The 17346-nt window shown below is 42.8% G+C and carries 11 protein-coding genes; 5 read left to right on the top strand and 6 right to left on the bottom strand.

Annotated elements, in window-relative coordinates:
* Positions 1-71: 71 nt before the first annotated feature.
* On the top strand, positions 72-2177 hold the full coding sequence (locus tag NWP17_RS14210; RefSeq protein ID WP_280655566.1) for an NAD(P)/FAD-dependent oxidoreductase: 2106 nt from the start codon (positions 72-74) through the stop codon (positions 2175-2177).
* Between the two features lie 532 nt (positions 2178-2709).
* On the opposite strand, the gene NWP17_RS14205 is transcribed toward NWP17_RS14210, so the two are convergent.
* The 3 genes from NWP17_RS14205 to NWP17_RS14195 all read right to left on the bottom strand — a co-directional run bounded on the left by NWP17_RS14205 (position 2710) and on the right by NWP17_RS14195 (position 7483).
* Positions 2710-3678: a PRC-barrel domain-containing protein gene (locus NWP17_RS14205; RefSeq protein ID WP_280655547.1), complete on the bottom strand. Its 969-nt coding sequence runs from the start codon at positions 3676-3678 to the stop codon at positions 2710-2712.
* Positions 3679-3744: 66 nt separating this feature from the next.
* Positions 3745-7338: a chromosome segregation protein SMC gene (gene smc, locus NWP17_RS14200; protein WP_280655546.1), complete on the bottom strand. Its 3594-nt coding sequence runs from the start codon at positions 7336-7338 to the stop codon at positions 3745-3747.
* Entirely contained in the window at positions 7307-7483 is a 177-nt protein-coding gene (locus NWP17_RS14195; RefSeq protein WP_280655545.1) for a hypothetical protein, read from the bottom strand. The genes smc and NWP17_RS14195 overlap by 32 nt, the downstream gene beginning before the upstream one ends.
* Here NWP17_RS14195 and NWP17_RS14190 point away from each other — a divergent pair.
* From NWP17_RS14190 to NWP17_RS14180, 3 genes are read left to right on the top strand one after another with little or no spacing between them, the layout of a single operon-like run.
* Positions 7465-8211 (top strand): Uma2 family endonuclease, encoded by a 747-nt coding sequence (locus tag NWP17_RS14190; protein ID WP_280655544.1) that lies wholly within the window; start codon positions 7465-7467, stop codon positions 8209-8211. The two genes, NWP17_RS14195 and NWP17_RS14190, sit on opposite strands and share 19 nt — an antisense overlap.
* Positions 8212-8243: 32 nt before the next feature.
* On the top strand, positions 8244-8834 hold the full coding sequence (locus NWP17_RS14185; protein WP_280655543.1) for a Uma2 family endonuclease: 591 nt from the start codon (positions 8244-8246) through the stop codon (positions 8832-8834).
* A 36-nt stretch (positions 8835-8870) separates the two neighbouring features.
* Entirely contained in the window at positions 8871-9518 is a 648-nt protein-coding gene (locus NWP17_RS14180; RefSeq protein ID WP_280655542.1) for a restriction endonuclease subunit R, read from the top strand.
* A 100-nt stretch (positions 9519-9618) separates the two neighbouring features.
* Here NWP17_RS14180 and NWP17_RS14175 read toward each other — a convergent pair whose 3' ends face one another.
* Positions 9619-11439, bottom strand: a complete 1821-nt coding sequence (locus tag NWP17_RS14175; protein WP_280655541.1) for an aspartate kinase — start codon at positions 11437-11439, stop codon at positions 9619-9621.
* A gap of 298 nt (positions 11440-11737) precedes the next feature.
* Between NWP17_RS14175 and NWP17_RS14170 the strand changes: the two genes are divergently transcribed.
* On the top strand, positions 11738-13942 hold the full coding sequence (locus NWP17_RS14170) for an HAD-IIB family hydrolase (protein WP_280655540.1): 2205 nt from the start codon (positions 11738-11740) through the stop codon (positions 13940-13942).
* On the opposite strand, the gene NWP17_RS14165 is transcribed toward NWP17_RS14170, so the two are convergent.
* On the bottom strand, positions 13936-15300 hold the full coding sequence (locus tag NWP17_RS14165; protein WP_280655539.1) for a GAF domain-containing SpoIIE family protein phosphatase: 1365 nt from the start codon (positions 15298-15300) through the stop codon (positions 13936-13938). The genes NWP17_RS14170 and NWP17_RS14165 overlap by 7 nt on opposite strands.
* A gap of 427 nt (positions 15301-15727) precedes the next feature.
* Complete coding sequence (ftsY, locus tag NWP17_RS14160; RefSeq protein ID WP_280655538.1) at positions 15728-17176, bottom strand: signal recognition particle-docking protein FtsY; 1449 nt, start codon at positions 17174-17176, stop codon at positions 15728-15730.
* Positions 17177-17346 lie beyond the last annotated feature (170 nt).

The raw sequence follows: 17346 nt of genomic DNA, 5'->3' as shown, positions 1-17346 counted from the left end.
TGAAAAACTATTAAAAATTCAAAATTCTTTACTCAATCTTCTAAGAAAGATGTTCTGGTCAGCAAAAAATGATGAAAGAAATACTTTATCTAGAAATTCCCACACCAGACAAGGCGGCTGTACTCACTTGGCTACAAACAGAGTTTAAACCAGGAACCGGGGAAAAGTTACTTACACCAGATGGTTTTCGGCTCAAAATTCCCACAACTAAAAATCGTGAGGCGGACATTACAGGAAAATTACCCAATGAACTTTCTGTGTTCCTTTGGTCTGTACAGCGCACTACCTATCTAAAAGTGTTTCGCTGGGGAGAAGAGCGGCTTGTTTCAGAAGAAGCACAAATCTTGCAACGTCTGAATAGTCAAATCAGAAAGCAGTTTCCTCATAGCTACCCTGAACCTCCAGCTATTGATTCTCAAAAGTCGATTTTTGAGCAATTAGCCCCTGCTTACCCCCTCACGGTTAAATATTTTCAGCAAATGCCTAATGGGGAATATGACCTCAACCGAGTCTACTGGTGGGAACAAAGGTGGCGTGAGGGAGTACGTAACCCCCGCCAGCCCCGTCAAGTAATTTTTTCTCACAGTCAAAAAGAAAGTGATATAAGGTCTCTTTCAGATGCCACTTATGATTTGATCTATGTCGGTGGCGCATTGGGGGTAATTCATGCAGCTGTTATGGCTAAACTGGGTTATAAGGTCTTACTAGTAGAGCGTTTGCCCTTTGGCCGGATGAATCGAGAATGGAATATTTCTCGTGATGAACTTCAAAGCTTAATTAACCTCGGTTTGGTAACCGCTTGTGAGTTGGAAAACGTCATTGTCAGGGAGTATAAGGACGGATTCAATAAGTTCTTTGATGGTAATAATCCCCCTCAACTGCGATCGCCTGTATTGCACACTCCAACTGTATTAAATATTGCCTTAGACTCAGAAAAATGGCTGAGAATGTGCGGTGAAAAGCTGCAAGCAGCAGGTGGTGAAATCTGGGATGAAACAGAATTTCTACAAGCCGACATTCACAAAACACAAGTAGTAATTACAGTCAAGCGTTACCAGGATGGAAACGAGCAGCGCGTTAGCGGGCGACTGTTAGTTGATGCTATGGGAACCGCCTCCCCCATCGCCTGGCAATTAAATGGTGGTCGTGCTTTTGACAGTGTATGCCCCACGGTGGGAGCAGTGGTTGCAGGAGGATTTGAGCCTGGGGTTTGGGATTCTCAGTATGGCGATGTACTCAACAGTCACGGCGATATTTCCAGGGGTAGGCAATTGATTTGGGAATTATTTCCGGGATTTGGTGAGGAACTGACTATTTATTTATTTCATTATCACCAAGTCAACCCAGAAAACCCGGGTTCTCTACTAGAAATGTATGAAGACTTTTTTACTATCTTGCCAGAGTATCGACGCTGTGACTTAGATAAACTGGTGTGGAAAAAGCCTACATTTGGCTACATACCAGGACATTTTAGTGTGGGAAGTAGCGATCGCACTGTTGCTTTTGATAGATTAATTGCCATTGGTGATGCAGCATCCCTCCAGTCTCCTCTGGTATTTACTGGCTTTGGTTCTCTAGTTCGTAATTTAGAGCGTTTAACAACACTCTTAAATACAGCCCTGAAACATGACTTGTTAAACTTCGGCAATTTAAACAAGATTCGCGCTTACCAGAGCAACGTTGCGGTAACTTGGCTATTTTCTAAGGGTATGATGGTTCCCACTGGAAAATTTTTACCCCCCCAACGCATCAACTCTATGCTTAACACCTTCTTTGGCTTGTTAGCAGATGAACCACTAGAAGTAGCAGATAATTTCATCAAAGATAGAAGTGACTGGTTAACCTTTAACCGCCTTGCACTCAAAGCAGCCCGCCGAAACCCAGCCCTAATTTTATGGATCTGGGATCTGGCTGGATTCAAAGATTTAGTGCGGTGGCTGGGTAATTATCTGAATTTTGGTCTTCATTCCCTCGTCAGTGCTTTGCTGCAAAAATGGTTCCCGCGCTTTTTAGTGGAAAACCAATCTTGGCTAGAAACCCGTTTTCCCGCTTTGTGGTTCCGCCTCTTGGTGATTAAATACGCCATCGTCACAGGTAAACCGCCATCGCCTAAACATTCACCACAACACCATCCAGATAGGATTATTCGGGAACCAGAAGCAAAAATGCTTAAATGAACTACTCTAGCTTTTGAGAATTTAGAATTGAGAATTTAGAATTTTTACGGAATGCGCGAGCGCCTGTAACACAAGCAAGATGCTTGTCTAAATACCGGCTAGAAGCCGGTGCTACCCTGTAACACAAGCATCTTGCTTGTCGGGGAATGAATTCCCCGCCTGAAAGCTAAAGTCGGTTAGAAACAGACTGAATTTGGTTTACATATCTGTCGTGATTTTTGAATATCGGCTAACAAAGAATTTAGAATTTAGAATTTAGAATTTAGAATTTAGAATTGCAGCTCACAAGCAATGCGATTGCCTACGGTACTGGCGGAGCCAATCGCCTGATCAACAAATCAAATAAAAACAAGCAGGATGCTTGTGTTACAACACCATGGAGAGTTGAGAAATATGATTTTAGTAATCATGGCACTTATCACCGCTTGATCGCAGTTCCCTGTTCCCTAAACAAACAGATCCCCAACTAGGTCGGGGATCTATATCCTGATTTACGAATTAGAAACGAGGAATTATTGAGTAATTAATTACTTTAATATCCGCCTTCCTCTTCATACTCTGGCTGTCTTTCTTTGATTTTTTTGGGAATATTTACTGGCTTTGGTGTGTCATCCCAAGCGTCGCCTTCTATGTCGTCATAGTCGTCGTATTGGTTAATGTAAGGCTGGCGTTCATATCTAGGTGGTTCTGAATATCTATCCCGTCCTGTGGCCTCGCTCCAGTTATCCTCTTCATCTTCTTCGTATTGAATTGATTCATACTGTCGCGCCTGCATAACTTGACGCTGTGGTATTTCTTCCTCTACGTAGTCTTCTGTCCATTCCTCCTCTACCACAGGTTGAGGGGCGCGAACTTTAGCTTGAGGAGGTTGTAATGGTACGCCACTGGGTAGCTGATTTGCTGGTGCCACTGTACGGGGAGTATAGCCATATTCTTCTTCTGCTCCTCGTTCCCACGGTGCTTTACCAATACCTAAGCGTTCTAGTAAACCAACTGTTAACTGATTAACTCGTTCTTCTGCTCCCTCAAATACTATTAATCTGCTAGGGCCAGTGCTGACGATTTCATCTACTGATAACTCATAGGTACTAACAACTTGGTCGGGAATTTGGGGTAGTCCGATAGAAGCGATAACTATAGAAAGAATTTTACCGCTTTCGGCATTGAACTTGAAGCCCCGCACCCTGCCTAATACTTCACCTGTTTCTGTAATTACTTCCCAGTTAATCAGGTTACTTAAAGTTTCAACGTCAATATCCTCGATGGCATCTTCGTTGTCAACTAGAATTACATCACCAATTTGGTTGATGGTGCTAAGGTACATATAGCGTGGCAGACTGGAAATAGAGATCAGGCTGTCTCGTAAACCAAGAGCCACAACCTCCCTTTGATCAATATCAACCCAAAGTTGACTGACGACACCGAGTCGTTTGCCGTTGTCGCGAGTAATTACCTGGGTGTTTAATATGTCGGAACGCCTAATTATCTGTTCAGAGGTCATTCTATACCGAGTCCTGATCTCGAATCCGGTTTATCTGTTTATCCATACACTATTATTAACAAAATCTCAAGCAGATGTATTGGGTGATGGTAATTTAATACCCAAAACTTGAGTGTAAGCCCCTCGTGCTTGAGTAACACCAATGGTGCGTTCGGCCGATTCTATCATTGGACGACGCAAACTCACAACTATAAATTGTGCTTGTTGGGCTTGTTGTTTAATCATTTTAGCTAATCTTTCCACATTTGCCCCATCTAAAAACATATCTACTTCATCAAAGGCATAAAATGGCGAGGGGCGATAACGTTGTAGGGCAAAGATAAAACTCAAGGCTGTGAGTGATTTTTCTCCCCCAGACATGGAGGCTAAACGCTGTACTGGTTTCCCTTTGGGATGGGCGACTAAATTTAGTCCACTGTTAAATATATCCTCGGGGTTTTCCAGTTGCAAGTGGCCGTCACCTTCAGAAAGTATGGCAAAAATAGATTGAAAGTTTTGATTGACAGCATCAAAGGCTTCTTTAAAAGCTAGTTGCCGCAATGTGGTAAAGTTTTCAATGCGTAACAGTAGTTCGGTACGCTCTGCTGCTAGGGTTTGCAATTTTTCCGTTAGTTCCTGGAGGCGGTTCTGGGTGCGTTCATATTCTTCTAAGGCTAACATATTCACTGGCTCCATGGACTGTAGGCGTTTGCCCAGGGTTCGCAGTTCTTTTTCTAATTCCTCTAAATCTACTTGATCCGGTACTTCTGGCAAAGGATCGGGTAATTCTGTACTGGCTTCTCTGATTTGGTTTTGCAATGTTGTTAACTCTTCCCGTCGCCTTGCTTGGCTTTGTTGGAGTTTTTCTATTTCCCATTGTATTTGTTGCTGGCGTAAAAGCTGCGATCGCAATTCTTCCTCTATCATGTCCCGTTTTTGTTTCTCTGCCCCTAAATTTTGTTCAATTTGACTGAATTTCTCCTTGGTGGTGCTTATTTGACTATTCAGTGCTGCTTCTTGCTGGCTCAGGGCGTTGAGTTGATTTTGTTGCCGTTCTTGCTGATCATGGTATTGGTAAATTTTCTCTTGGGCTGCTTGGATTTTTTCTTGCGATCGCTGTTGCTGAATTTGCAGCTTAGTTAATTTTTCCTCGGCGTTTCTTAATTCTGTTTCTGTTTGTTTTAATTGTTGCTCTTGTTCTTTAATAGTTACTTGGATTTTTTGCCATTCACTAGGGGTTTGAGATTGTTCTAACTCTGCTAGAGCTTGTCTTAATTGTTGTAATTGTTTTTCTTGTCCTGGTAATTCCCGGTCTAAAATTGATAACCGACATTGGGCTGTGGTGATTTTGGCTTGGTTTTGCTGTAGTTGGGAGCGTGTGCTGTGCATTTGCCCTACTATATTGTTAATCTCTTTTTGCAAGTGTTCTAATTGCAGCTGTTGTTCCCGTCGGGTTTGTCTCGCTGCGGTGAGTAATTGGGTGTCTTGTTTGGTTTGGGCTGATAAAGCAGCCATGGCAGCGGTACAACGTTCTATAATTCGGTCAATATCCCCTAAACGACTTTTTAAAGCCGTCACCTCCTGAGACTCTCCCCCATCTCCTGTAGCAAATTTTAAGGTTGAACGCTGATTAACACTACCCCCAGTCATTGCGCCGCTAGTTTCCAACAATTCCCCATCTAAAGTGACAATGCGGTATAGTCCCATATTGGACCGGGCCGCTTGGATATTGGTAAATACCACCGTGTTACCGAAGACATAATTAAAAACATCTTGATAACGGCCATCGCACTCAATTAAATTAACAGCATAATCTACAAAGCCGTTAACATAACGTAACGTCACATCTTGAACTAACTTACTAGTACGAATTTTTGTTAAGGGTAAAAAAGTCGCCCTCCCAGCCCGTTTTTGTTTGAGTAATTCTATTCCTGCTGCAGCTACGCTGTCATCTTCCACCACAATATGACCCAAACGCCCACCAGCAGCAATTTCTAAAGCTAACTGATAGAGTGGATCCACTTTGGCTAACTGTACCACTAAACCGCACAGCCCCGGCAGTCCCGATTGTAAAATGACTTTACTAGCTTGGGTTCCCTGTACTTCCTGTTGGGCTTGGGCTTGGGCTTCGATTTTATCTAACTGGCGTTGTTTTTCTCGTTGTTCTTGTAAAAGTCGCCTTTGGGTTTCTTGTTGGATTTGTAATTCTTGTTCTGTAGCCGAGAGATTTTCTGCTAAAGTTTGGATAGGTTGACTAGACGCGTTAAATTCAGTTTCTAGGCTGGTATATTCAGTTTGTTTGCCTGCTAATTCTGGTTCTAACCTAGCAATTAACTGAGTTTGTTCCCTAATTAGCAGCTGTAATTGATCATTCCGTTCCCTGAGTTGGGCCTGTTCCGTGCGCTGGGGTTCCAGAGTTTGCAGCAAAGATTCTATTTCAAAGTTAAAAGCTGTTTGTTGCTGCACCCAAGCCTCAGAAGCTGAAGCGACTTCCGCAGCTGCGGTGCGGGAAGCATCTAAAACTTGTTGGGCTTGATCTCGTTCTTGCAGACGGTGAATGATAGATTGCTGTGCTACAAGTTCATCCGCCGCGATTTCCTGAATAGAACCTTGGTATTGCTCAATTTCCCGCTGAGTTTGCCTTAATTGCTCCACATTTTCTGCAATGGCTTTAGTTAACTCAGTTTGTTGTCGTTGTAGTTGCTTGTGTTCTGCTGCTTGAGTTGCTAGAGTAGATTGCACTGCCAAAAGTTCATCCTCACCCAAAGCCTTAACATGAGCATTGAGTGCTTCTAATTCAGCACTTTGGTCAGCAATAGATTTATTCAGGGTAGTAAGTTGACCACTTAATTCTACCCCACAGATATCTCCCTGTTCAATTGTCTTAATTAACCCTTCTAACTGGGCTTGCAGCCCCCGCCAAGATAAAACCCCTTGCCAAGATTGCTTTTGTAAAAACTCCGTCCGGAGGCGTTGATACTTTTCCGCCTTCCCTCGGTCTTGAGACAAGCGATCGCGCTGATGGGTTAACTCTCTCTCAATAATCCTACAACTATCTTCCTTGTCTTTCACCTCATCTAGGGTTTTTTTCGCTTGGGTAATTTTGCGATCGTAAGCCGAAACCCCAGCCAACTCATCAATAATTTCCCGACGTTCCCTAGCATTCATAGAGATAATGCTAGTAACATCCCCTTGTAACACCACATTATACCCTTCAGGATAAATGCGGAGATTATTTAACTGGTCATGCAACTCTGCCAAAGTACAAGCCACACCATTAATATAATAACTAGAGGTATAACCCCCCTGGTGATTCACCCGCAAACGCCGAGTCACACTCCACTCACTGGGTAACTCAGACATTGTCTCATCTTCCTTACCCTGCGCCCCTGCTCCCTTGGGTAAAACCTCTCCAGACAAATCAAAAGTCACCGTCACACTGGCTTCAATAGAACCCCGTCCCTTGCAAGTTTGGTTATTATTCACCAAATCTGGTAATCTATCGGCTCGCATACCCTTAGAACTAGACAGCCCCAAGCAAAACAGCAGTGCATCAAGAATATTAGATTTACCAGAACCATTAGGTCCAGAGATCACCGTAAAACCGGGTAAGAGAGGGACCGAGGTAGTACCACCAAAGGACTTAAAATTAGTAAGTTCCACGCGCTTGACGTGTACCATAGGCGCTGTAATAGTGAGCTAACGCTAAATTAAGTAGAACTGTATCAAAAAAATATTCTACCGCAGAGGCGCAGAGAACATAGAGAGTTGATAATAGAGGCAGGACTTCTACAGGATTATTTTCCCATGTATCAAACAGATCCACCTCCTTCTCCTCAAGAAGTTTTACCCACCATGTATGATTTGATAAGTGAAGACCCAAAGGAACCTGGTTTGCCTGATCAATTTCATTTATTACAACCCCGGTTATTAGACGAAACCTTTGACTCTCCTATTTATCCTAGCGACAAAATATTTACCGCTAGTGACATGAATCTTTATTATCACCCCCATCATCCCACATGGTACAAAAGACCTGACTGGTTTGTGGCTCTAGATGTTTCTCCCCTGTATGACAACAGAGATTTACGCCTCAGTTACGTAGTTTGGCAAGAAGGCATCAGTCCATTTATTATAGTAGAGTTGCTCTCACCAGGAACAGAAAAAGAAGACCTGGGGCAAACCTTGCGGGATGTAACCAACCCCCCCACCAAGTGGACAGTTTACGAACAGATATTAAGAGTTCCCTATTATGCCATTTTTGACCGTTACCAATACAAATTTAAAATGTTTAAATTAAATGGCGGTCGTTATGCAGAAGTTAGTTTATCAGACTCTCAGTTTTGGATTCCAGAAATAGAATTAGGTTTAGGTGTTTGGCAAGGAAACTATTATAATATTAACCAACCTTGGTTACGTTGGTATGATAGCAGTGGTAATTGGGTGTTAACTCCCACAGAAGCAGAAAGAGAACGCACAGCACAAGAAAGACGACAAAAAGAACGATTAATTGAACAATTACGGGCTTTAGGTGTAGAACCCGATTTAGAGTGAGGATGAACGATACTTAGGAAGGTATGAGCCTTATGACATCTCTGACATTAAATCTTAATTCTTTAATTAAACTAACACCAGAGCAGTTTTATCAATTGTGTCTAGACAACCCTGATTTAAAATTAGAACGCAACGCCCAGGGGGAATTAATTATCATGCCACCAACAGGAGGGGAAACAGGTAGATGTAATGTTAATTTAATTGTGCAAATAGCATTATGGAATGAACAAATTCAACTGGGGGAAGTTTTTGATTCATCTACTGGTTTCACCTTACCAAATGGTGCTGACCGTTCTCCTGATGTGTCCTGGTTGGAAAAATCTCGTTGGCAAGCTTTGACCAAACAACAAAGAGAGAAGTTTTTACCTTTATGCCCAGATTTTGTGATTGAAATCATGTCACCATCTGATAATTTGCTCAAAATTCAAGAGAAAATGAATGAATATCGGTCTAATGGATGTCGATTAGGTTGGTTGATTAACCGCAAAAAAGAGGAAGTAGAAATTTACCGTCCAGAGCAGTTAGTAGAAGTTTTAAAATTACCTGCAAGTCTAACTGGTGAAAATGTTTTACCTGGATTTGTAATCAATTTACAAAAAATCTGGTTACAAAAAATCTGGTGAATTGTATACTTTAGCTTTTACATCAAAAATAAACCCATGACTACTACTTTAGATGCCAGAAACCTCACTTTACAAGATGTTAACCGCTATTTTAAATTGAAAGAACAGTTTAATGATTCAATTACATCATTGCTACCTCTAGAGTCCCTCACCGAGTTTGAACAACAAGAACTGTGGAAAATCCGTGATTTATTTCGCAGTTATTACGCGGCTGGTAAAATTGCAGAAGGACAAATAAAATTTCTTTTTATTGCCCCCTTGATGAATTTAGCAGGCTTTTATCAAGCCAATATTCAGATTACTTTAGAAGAAAATATTGCAGAAATTGCTATTGAAGATGAAAACACAAATATCAAAGGGCGGATGGATATTTTAGCTGTTAATAAATCTGGTGGAGAAACAAGAAATAAACTTTTTTGGCTATTGCTAATTGAGTCTAAAAACAGCAGTGTTAATGCTTGGGAAGGTTTACCACAATTAATCAGTTATGCTTATAGAAGTTTAGAAAATCAAACATCCGTTTGGGGTTTGACTACTAACGGTATGGACTACCAATTTATTTATATACAGCAAGGTAGCCCCCCAATTTATCAAATATTGCCAAAATTAGATATAACTCGCCAGGAATCTGCAATTGAGTTACTGCAAATTCTTAAATCCATCTGTAGGTTATGGTTTGATTGATTTTTAATTAGCGGTAGGGGCATTTTTTAAAAGTAGCGAGCAAGATGCTCGCACTACAACATTAACATTATTGTAATTGCCTTGTAATTGCCAATAACAATTAAACTGGCATTACAAATTTGTCGTGACCAGTCAACTCAAAGGCTGCGTGAATAACTTGCAAAGCTTGTACACCTTGTTCCTGTGCTACAACACAGCTGATTTTAATTTCTGAGGTGGCGATCATTTGAATGTTGATTTGGTGTTGGGCCAGGGCTGCAAACATTTTGGCAGCAATACCTGGTTGTCCCACCATTCCAGCCCCAACAATGCTTACCTTAGCGATCGCATTATCTAACACAACTTCACCCCATCCCAACTCTTCCGCTGCTTGAGTGAGTATTTGCTGTGTATTTTCGCCATCATGCCGTGGTACTGTAAAAGCTATATCTCGTCTGGGAATACCGTCAACTATTCGACAGCGCTGTGATTGAATAATCATATCAACACTGATGTTGTGTTGTGCTAAAAGTCCAAACAATTTTGCTGCCATTCCCGGACGGTCTGGGACTTGACGAATTGCCAAACGTGCTTGCTTAACATCCAAAGCCACACCACGCACCGGGGGAATGGGGGAAGATGAACCCACAATTTCTGCTAATGGCTTTTGTTCCTGGTGTTCTTCTATCTCAAAAGCCTGACGAAGTGCGGCCACAGCCCGATGGCATTGATCCCCATCCACCACACAACTAACTTTTACTTCACTGGTAGAAATCATCTGGATATTGACTCCAGCCCCGGCCAAAGTGGCGAACATTTTGGCTGCTACCCCAGGACGGCCAATCATTCCTGCGCCCACAATGCTCACCTTAGCAATATTTTCTTCTACTATGACTTCAGCCTCATCACTGTTGGGTTGAGATTGACTCCTTAATGCCGGGGCGATGGCTGCTGCTACTGCTTCAGCCCGTTTTAATATTGGTGCTGTGACGGTAAAGGCAATATCATTACTATTACCTTCATGTATGGATTGAATAATTAAATCTACGTCTACACTTTGCCGGGATATTTCCCCAAATAATTTAGCTGCTACCCCTGGTTTATCGGGTACGCGCAACAGTGCCACCTTAGCTTGGTCTGTGTCAAATTCTACATTATCCACAGGGCGGGCAATTTCTAAGTTAACTAGCGATCGCCCTTGGGGTTGAGGAGACTTAACCCAAGTACCCGGGTCATCAGTCCAACTAGATTTTACCACCAGGGGAACACCATAATTCCGGGCAATTTCCACCGCCCGCGGATGTAACACCTTTGCCCCTAAACTTGCCAGTTCCAGCATTTCATTACAAGTAATCTCATCCATTAACTGGGCTTCAGCAACCAGGCGGGGATCTGTAGTCAAAATCCCTGGAACATCTGTATAAATTTCACAACAATTTGCCCCTATAGCCGCAGCTATAGCCACTGCTGAAGTATCAGAACCGCCACGCCCCAAAGTGGTAATTTCCATATCTCCCATGCTAGATATGCCTTGAAACCCAGCTACCACCACCACTTTACCTTGAGTGAGATGATGATTTAGCCGTTCTGTTTCAATATGTAAAATCCTGGCGCGGGTATGTTCAGCTTCCGTAACAATTCCTACTTGAGCGCCAGTCATGGAAATGGCCGGCTGTCCGATTTCTTGCAGTGCCATACTGACCAAAGCAATAGTCACTTGCTCCCCTGTGGAAAGCAGCATATCCATTTCCCTGCGGTTAGGATGGCGAGAAATTTCCTCAGCCATTCTCACCAGTCCATCAGTGGTTTTGCCCATAGCCGAAACCACCACAACTACAGAATTGCCCCCAGCAACAGTTTGGTAAACACGCTGTGCCACAGCCTGAATACGTTCTACTGAGCCAACAGATGTACCACCGTATTTTTGAACTATCAGCGCCATAAGTTTATCTTCAATCAAAAATAATGCGATGACTTTATACTGAAAAAATAAAGTATTCTAAACTACAATTTATCCGCAATTAGATGATCATTCATAATTTATACTAAAATCAAGTATAATGCGATGGCGCAACTAATTCAATGTCTTCTTTTCTTGACATATCGGTCATAAATCTGCACATTTGCTTTATAATTTGTAAACATTAGCATAATGTTATTTTTTACTCATCTGTAGCGGTCTAAGCCGGCATAAGAAGCTGTTCAGGGGCTTTAGTACAGTAAATATAGAGGGATGTAAAATGTCAAATAGCCCAGGATTATATATTCTACTAGTCAGTGTTCACGGCTTAATTCGTGGTAAAAATTTAGAATTAGGCCGAGATGCAGACACGGGCGGACAAATTAAATATGTTTTAGAACTCACTCAAGCCTTAGCAGCAAACCCACAAGTAGAACGTGTAGACCTGGTAACTCGTTTAGTCAATGATCCCAAAGTTAGTACAGATTATGCTCAACCCATAGAAGTACTCAATAATAAAGCCCAAATCATTCGTCTTAACTGCGGGCCGCGTCGCTATCTCCGTAAAGAAGTTCTTTGGCCGCATTTAGATAATTTTGCAGATGAACTACTCAAGCACCTGCGCCAAGTCGGAAAATTACCCCATGTGATTCATAGTCATTACGCCGACGCTGGATATGTGGGTTGTCGGGTTGCGGGTTGGTTAGGTGTACCACTGGTACATACCGGACACTCCCTGGGTAGGGTAAAACAACAACGACTATTAGATCATGGTACTAAAAAAGAAACCATAGAAAGCACCTATCACATTAGTACAAGAATTGAAGCCGAAGAAACAACCCTAGCCAGTGCAGCATTAGTCATCGCCAGTACCCATCAAGAAGTCACCGATCAATACGGAATTTATGACCACTATCAACCAAATAGAATGGTAGTAATTCCTCCAGGGGTAGCACTCAGAGATTTTTACCCACCGCCGGAGAATTGGCAAGAACCAGGAATTTACAATGATTTAAAGCGATTTCTCACCCATCCGGATCAGCCCATGATTATGGCGCTTTCCCGTCCAGCAATTCGCAAAAATGTCGGCTCACTGGTTAAAGCCTATGGTGAACATCCAAAACTGCGCCATTTAGCCAATTTAGTCTTGATTTTAGGCAACCGGGATGACATCACCACCATGGAATCAGACCCACGCCATGTACTTACGGAAGTTTTCCAGTTGATTGATCGCTACGACCTATACGGATATGTGGCCTATCCTAAACACCATTCATCTGATGACGTACCGGAATTATATCGCTTGTTGGCAAAAACAAAGGGAGTTTTTATCAATCCAGCATTAACAGAGCCGTTTGGTCTAACATTAATTGAAGCTACAGCCTGCGGTGTGCCAATTATTGCCACATCAGATGGTGGTCCGCGAGATATCCTGGCTGTGTGCAATAATGGGATGTTAATTGATCCTTTAGATATTAAACAAATTCAGGATGCTTTAGTAACAGCCCTGACAGATAAAAAACAGTGGGAAGGTTGGGCGAAAAATGGACTAGATAAAGTTCGCGATCATTTCTCTTGGGGTAGTCACGTAGAACGTTATCTGGAACACTTACACCAGTTACCCCAACGACCAGTACAATCTCTGCTGAGTCCCTTATCAAAAGCCTTAGCACCTGATCTATCTCATGGAAACTTCCCCGACCAAAATCGCTTACCAACTGCAGATCGCTTTCTGGTTTGCGAAATTGATAACACTCTGTTAGGCGACCAAGAAGCCCTACACAAACTCATTGAACGCCTACGTAACGAAGGACACTCAACAGGTGTGGGAATTGCCACTGGGCGCAACCTCAGCAGTTCCTTAGAAATGTTAGAAGAGTGGAATTTCCCTAGACCAGACCTGCTGATTGTAGCCACTGGTAGTGAAATCTATTACGGTCCCCAGGTAGTACCAGATACCAACTGGCAAAGACACATTAGTTATCATTGGGACGCTGAGGCTGTGCGTCAAGCAATGGAAGAACTACCCGGAGTCAATTTACAGCCTCCAGAAACTCAAGGTAAATTTAAGGTCAGCTACTTTATTAATGAAACCAAATCCTTAAGCTTTAAGGAAATCATGCGTCATTTGCGGCGGTGTGGACTCCATGTTAAAGGAATTTACAGCCATAATATGTATCTTGACTTGTTACCCATCCGGGCTTCTAAAGGAGATGCCATCCGCTATTGTGCTTTAAAGTGGGGACTACCAATTCAACAATTTTTGGTAGCAGGTGCATCTGGTAATGACGAGTCAATGTTGTCTGGAAACACCTTGGGTGTAGTAGTAGGGAACTACAGCCCTGAACTAAAAAAGCTGCATGGCTATCCACAAATTTACTTTGCCCAAGGACATTATGCCTGGGGAATCTTGGAAGCACTAGATCGCTACGACTTTTTTGGTACTCTCCTCAGCACAGAACCGGAAATAACCACAGTTCATTGAATTTTTAAGACAACTAACGTCATATCGTCAGTGTTTTGCTGATGAGGTCCGATAAACTGCAACACTTTGTCAAATAGGTAATCTACTATTTCCTGGGGGTTGCTGCAATACCTACAAGCTGCTGTAAAAGCAGCAATGAAATTTTCTTCATCAAAGCGATCGCCACTAGCAGCCGCAGCGTCCGTTAAGCCATCTGTATAGTAAATTACTATGTCCCCAGGTTGTAACTGCACCTGGGCATTTTCATATTGGCTATTGGCATCTAAACCAATCAGCATTCCCAAAGTATCCAAACGGCTAATGCTTTTAGTTGCTGCGTGCCACCACAAGGGGGGATTGTGCGCCGCATTACTATAAGATAAAACTCGATTAGTGGGATTATACTCTGAGTAAAACAGGGTAACAAAGCGGTGAGAATTTTCTAGATCCGCATACATAACTCGATTCAAATTTTGCAGAATTATACACGGTGAATTACCATGTAATACCTCTCCCCGCAGCATTCCCCGCATCATGGTCATAATTAGTCCCGCCGGGACACCTTTACCCATAACATCCCCAATTACCAAACCCCAGCGCTGACTTTCCTGGGAGTTTTTCCCATGAGTGGGGATAAAATCGTAGTAATCCCCACCCACACGATTAGCGGGTTTACAGCGTGCAGCCAAAGTTGCACCAGGAATAAGGGGACATTGACGTGGTAGAAGTCGCCGTTGAATTTCTGCGCCAATTTCTAGTTCTTGATCTAGGCGCTCTTTTTTCCTCAATTCTACAGCCAGTTCCTCATTTTTAATGGCCACAGATGTTTGATCCGCCACTAGTCTGACTAACTTTTGTCTAGTTTCCGTCCAGCTATATTCAGGATCACGGCTGAGGACGTAGAGCCAGCCCCGTTCTGTATGCTTGACTAAAATTGCTGTACCAAAAATTTGCACATCAGAACCCAAGTAGCGGTGCATTTGGTCATCTAAAATTCCCGTTGCATTTGCTAAAGGGCTGGTCTTAGACAAAAGAGTAATTTGACTACTAGCAGTTTCAAGGGCTTTGCGAATGTTTTTACGCTGGCGGCTATCCTTCCAGTGTAGTTGTTCTAAGCTAATTTGACCATTGGGTTTATACAGAAACAAAGCACTACCATCTGCATCTGTTACTTTTGTTGCCATGAGCGGGATCAGCTCCAAAAACTGGTTTAAATTATTAAAGCTTCTCAGGGCAAATCCTAAAGAACTGAGTAAATCTTGGATTTTATTCTGTTCTCGCTTTAGTCTGTCCTCGACTTCCTTGGGTGTCACCACTGGGGTAACATCGGGGCTAGGACTAATATTATTATCAGTGGGTTGAGAGGGGGATTGAGACACAGGTAAATGTATTATTGCACTTGATATAGATACAGTTAAGATGACTTTAAAATAAAATAAGTTTTTGGGGAACTGCTAAATTATCTTGGGACAGGAGTTATGAGTTCATCAGCAAATTTGCTTATACATGATTAAGGTGTGAGTTGTTGTATAACTTAATGAACAAATCATACATCTTTAAATTCAAAAAAACCCTGTTAACCAAATAATTTTGGACTTTTTTTTCCTTTTCTTCTGGAACCGTTCAGCCTCAAGGGTCTAGTTGGTGTTTTTGCTGGCTCGGGTTGGGAAAAATGGCCAATTCAAACCCAGCTGGGTAAAGTAAATTGAAATTTGGTTGAAATTTGGTTGAAATTTGGCATCTACTTTGACGAGGATCAAGAGGCTCAGGCAAGTCCAGAAGAAATCTTAACTAAAAAAATGGCAACTAGCCACTTAATAGGGCTTCGATAAACTCGTAGCTAGAAAAAGGACGCAAATCCTCCATACCTTCCCCAGCACCAATAAAGCGAATGGGTAAACCTAGCTGCTTTACCACTGCTAGGGCAACACCCCCCTTAGCTGTACCATCTAACTTGGTTAAGACTACCCCACTGAGTTGAGCGGCTTGGGAAAAAACTTCAGCTTGCCGCAATCCATTCTGACCTAAAGTGGCATCTAACACCAACAGGGATTCTATTTTGGCATTAGGGGCTTTTTTGTCAATAATCCGGCGGATTTTAGCCAGTTCATCCATTAAGTTTTTCTTGTTTTGCAGCCGCCCGGCCGTATCTACTAACAGTAATTCAGTTTCTCGTGCTTGGGCGGCAGCGATGGCATCAAAGACCACAGCAGCAGGGTCAGTATTTTTCCCTGGGTTGGCAATGACTTCTACGCCGCTACGATTACCCCACACCTTCACCTGTTCCACAGCAGCCGCCCGGAAAGTATCAGCAGCGCCAATTAAACATTTATAACCAGATTTTTTAGCTAGGTGAGATATTTTACCAATAGTTGTGGTTTTACCAGCACCATTTACCCCAGTGATTAACCAAATATTTAAGGTTTCTTTTTCTGGGGTAAAGCTGGCATTGTGGGCTTTTTGCAGGGGTGCATCTAACATATCCCGCAGGATTTGTTTTAGGTAAGCGATCGCTTCTTCTGGGGGGGTAGCTTCTGCTAATAGTTTTTTCTGTAGGGTACTGATAATGTAATCAGTGGCTTCTACCCCCACATCAGCTTGCAAAAGTGCCGATTCTATTTCCGCCACCGCAGCTTGATTGAGTGGGCCTTGTCCAACAATTGCCTTGAGTTGGTTAAGGATGTTACGACGGGTTTTATCTAAACCCCGGCGCAGCTTTTTCAGCCAGGTGATTTCCTCTATGGAAATATCTTCTGGTCGTCTACCTTGGGCAGCCAATACCTCTGCTGACCAGACAAAACCTTCATCAAATGCTAATCCCCCCACCTCTTGGGCTGTTTCTGGGATGGTGGCTTGTGGTGGTAATACTTCCGGCTCAGGTACTTCAATGGCGTTGGCTATGAGTCGTTCTTGTTTGGCTTGGCGTTCTGCCGCAGCCCGTTCTAAAAGGGATAAACCACCTGGTGCTGTTGGCTCTGGTGTAGGTGGCTGGGTTTCTGCCTTTTCCGGTGGTTCAGCCACTTCAGGAGCAGTTGCTACTTCTAAAACTTGTTGTTTTTGCTGGATGTTCTTATAGGCAGATTTAGCAAAGGCTAATAAATCTGCCGTTGAGTCTTGTGGATTGTCTACCGTTGGGCTTGAGGTCACCTCTGGCTCTGATGGGCTTGGTGTGACTGGAGAAGTTTCCGGTTGTTTTTGTTCAGATGGGGTGTCAGAGGAGTCGTCATATTGACGGCGGAACCAATTAAAAACCATTGTAGCTATAGGTGTTAGTTGTAAGTTTGATTTATTAGTTATTAGTTATGAGTGTAGTAGAACCGCAACTTTTAATTGGGGTGAAAACCTCCCCAAGATCCTCACCTGTTTCAGCCAGTTTGCCCCATGGCGGGGCGAAACTTTATTAACCACTGGCCACTCCTCACAAT

This window comes from Chrysosporum bergii ANA360D, from assembly GCF_029891735.1.
GTDB classification, from domain to species: domain Bacteria; phylum Cyanobacteriota; class Cyanobacteriia; order Cyanobacteriales; family Nostocaceae; genus Umezakia; species Umezakia bergii.
Note: the sequence above shows the minus strand (reverse complement) of the source record. Positions and strands in the feature narration are given on the sequence as shown.

Excerpts from the sequence above, each read along its gene's own strand:
- NWP17_RS14185 (WP_280655543.1), top strand. The coding sequence starts at position 8,244 with ATGACATCTCTGACATTAAATCTTAATTCTTTAATTAAACTAACACCA.
- NWP17_RS14170 (WP_280655540.1), top strand. The coding sequence starts at position 11,738 with ATGTCAAATAGCCCAGGATTATATATTCTACTAGTCAGTGTTCACGGC.
- NWP17_RS14190 (WP_280655544.1), top strand. The coding sequence starts at position 7,465 with ATGTATCAAACAGATCCACCTCCTTCTCCTCAAGAAGTTTTACCCACC.
- NWP17_RS14205 (WP_280655547.1), bottom strand. The coding sequence starts at position 3,678 with ATGACCTCTGAACAGATAATTAGGCGTTCCGACATATTAAACACCCAG.
- NWP17_RS14175 (WP_280655541.1), bottom strand. The coding sequence starts at position 11,439 with ATGGCGCTGATAGTTCAAAAATACGGTGGTACATCTGTTGGCTCAGTA.
- NWP17_RS14180 (WP_280655542.1), top strand. The coding sequence starts at position 8,871 with ATGACTACTACTTTAGATGCCAGAAACCTCACTTTACAAGATGTTAAC.
- ftsY (WP_280655538.1), bottom strand. The coding sequence starts at position 17,176 with ATGGTTTTTAATTGGTTCCGCCGTCAATATGACGACTCCTCTGACACC.
- smc (WP_280655546.1), bottom strand. The coding sequence starts at position 7,338 with ATGGTACACGTCAAGCGCGTGGAACTTACTAATTTTAAGTCCTTTGGT.
- NWP17_RS14210 (WP_280655566.1), top strand. The coding sequence starts at position 72 with ATGAAAGAAATACTTTATCTAGAAATTCCCACACCAGACAAGGCGGCT.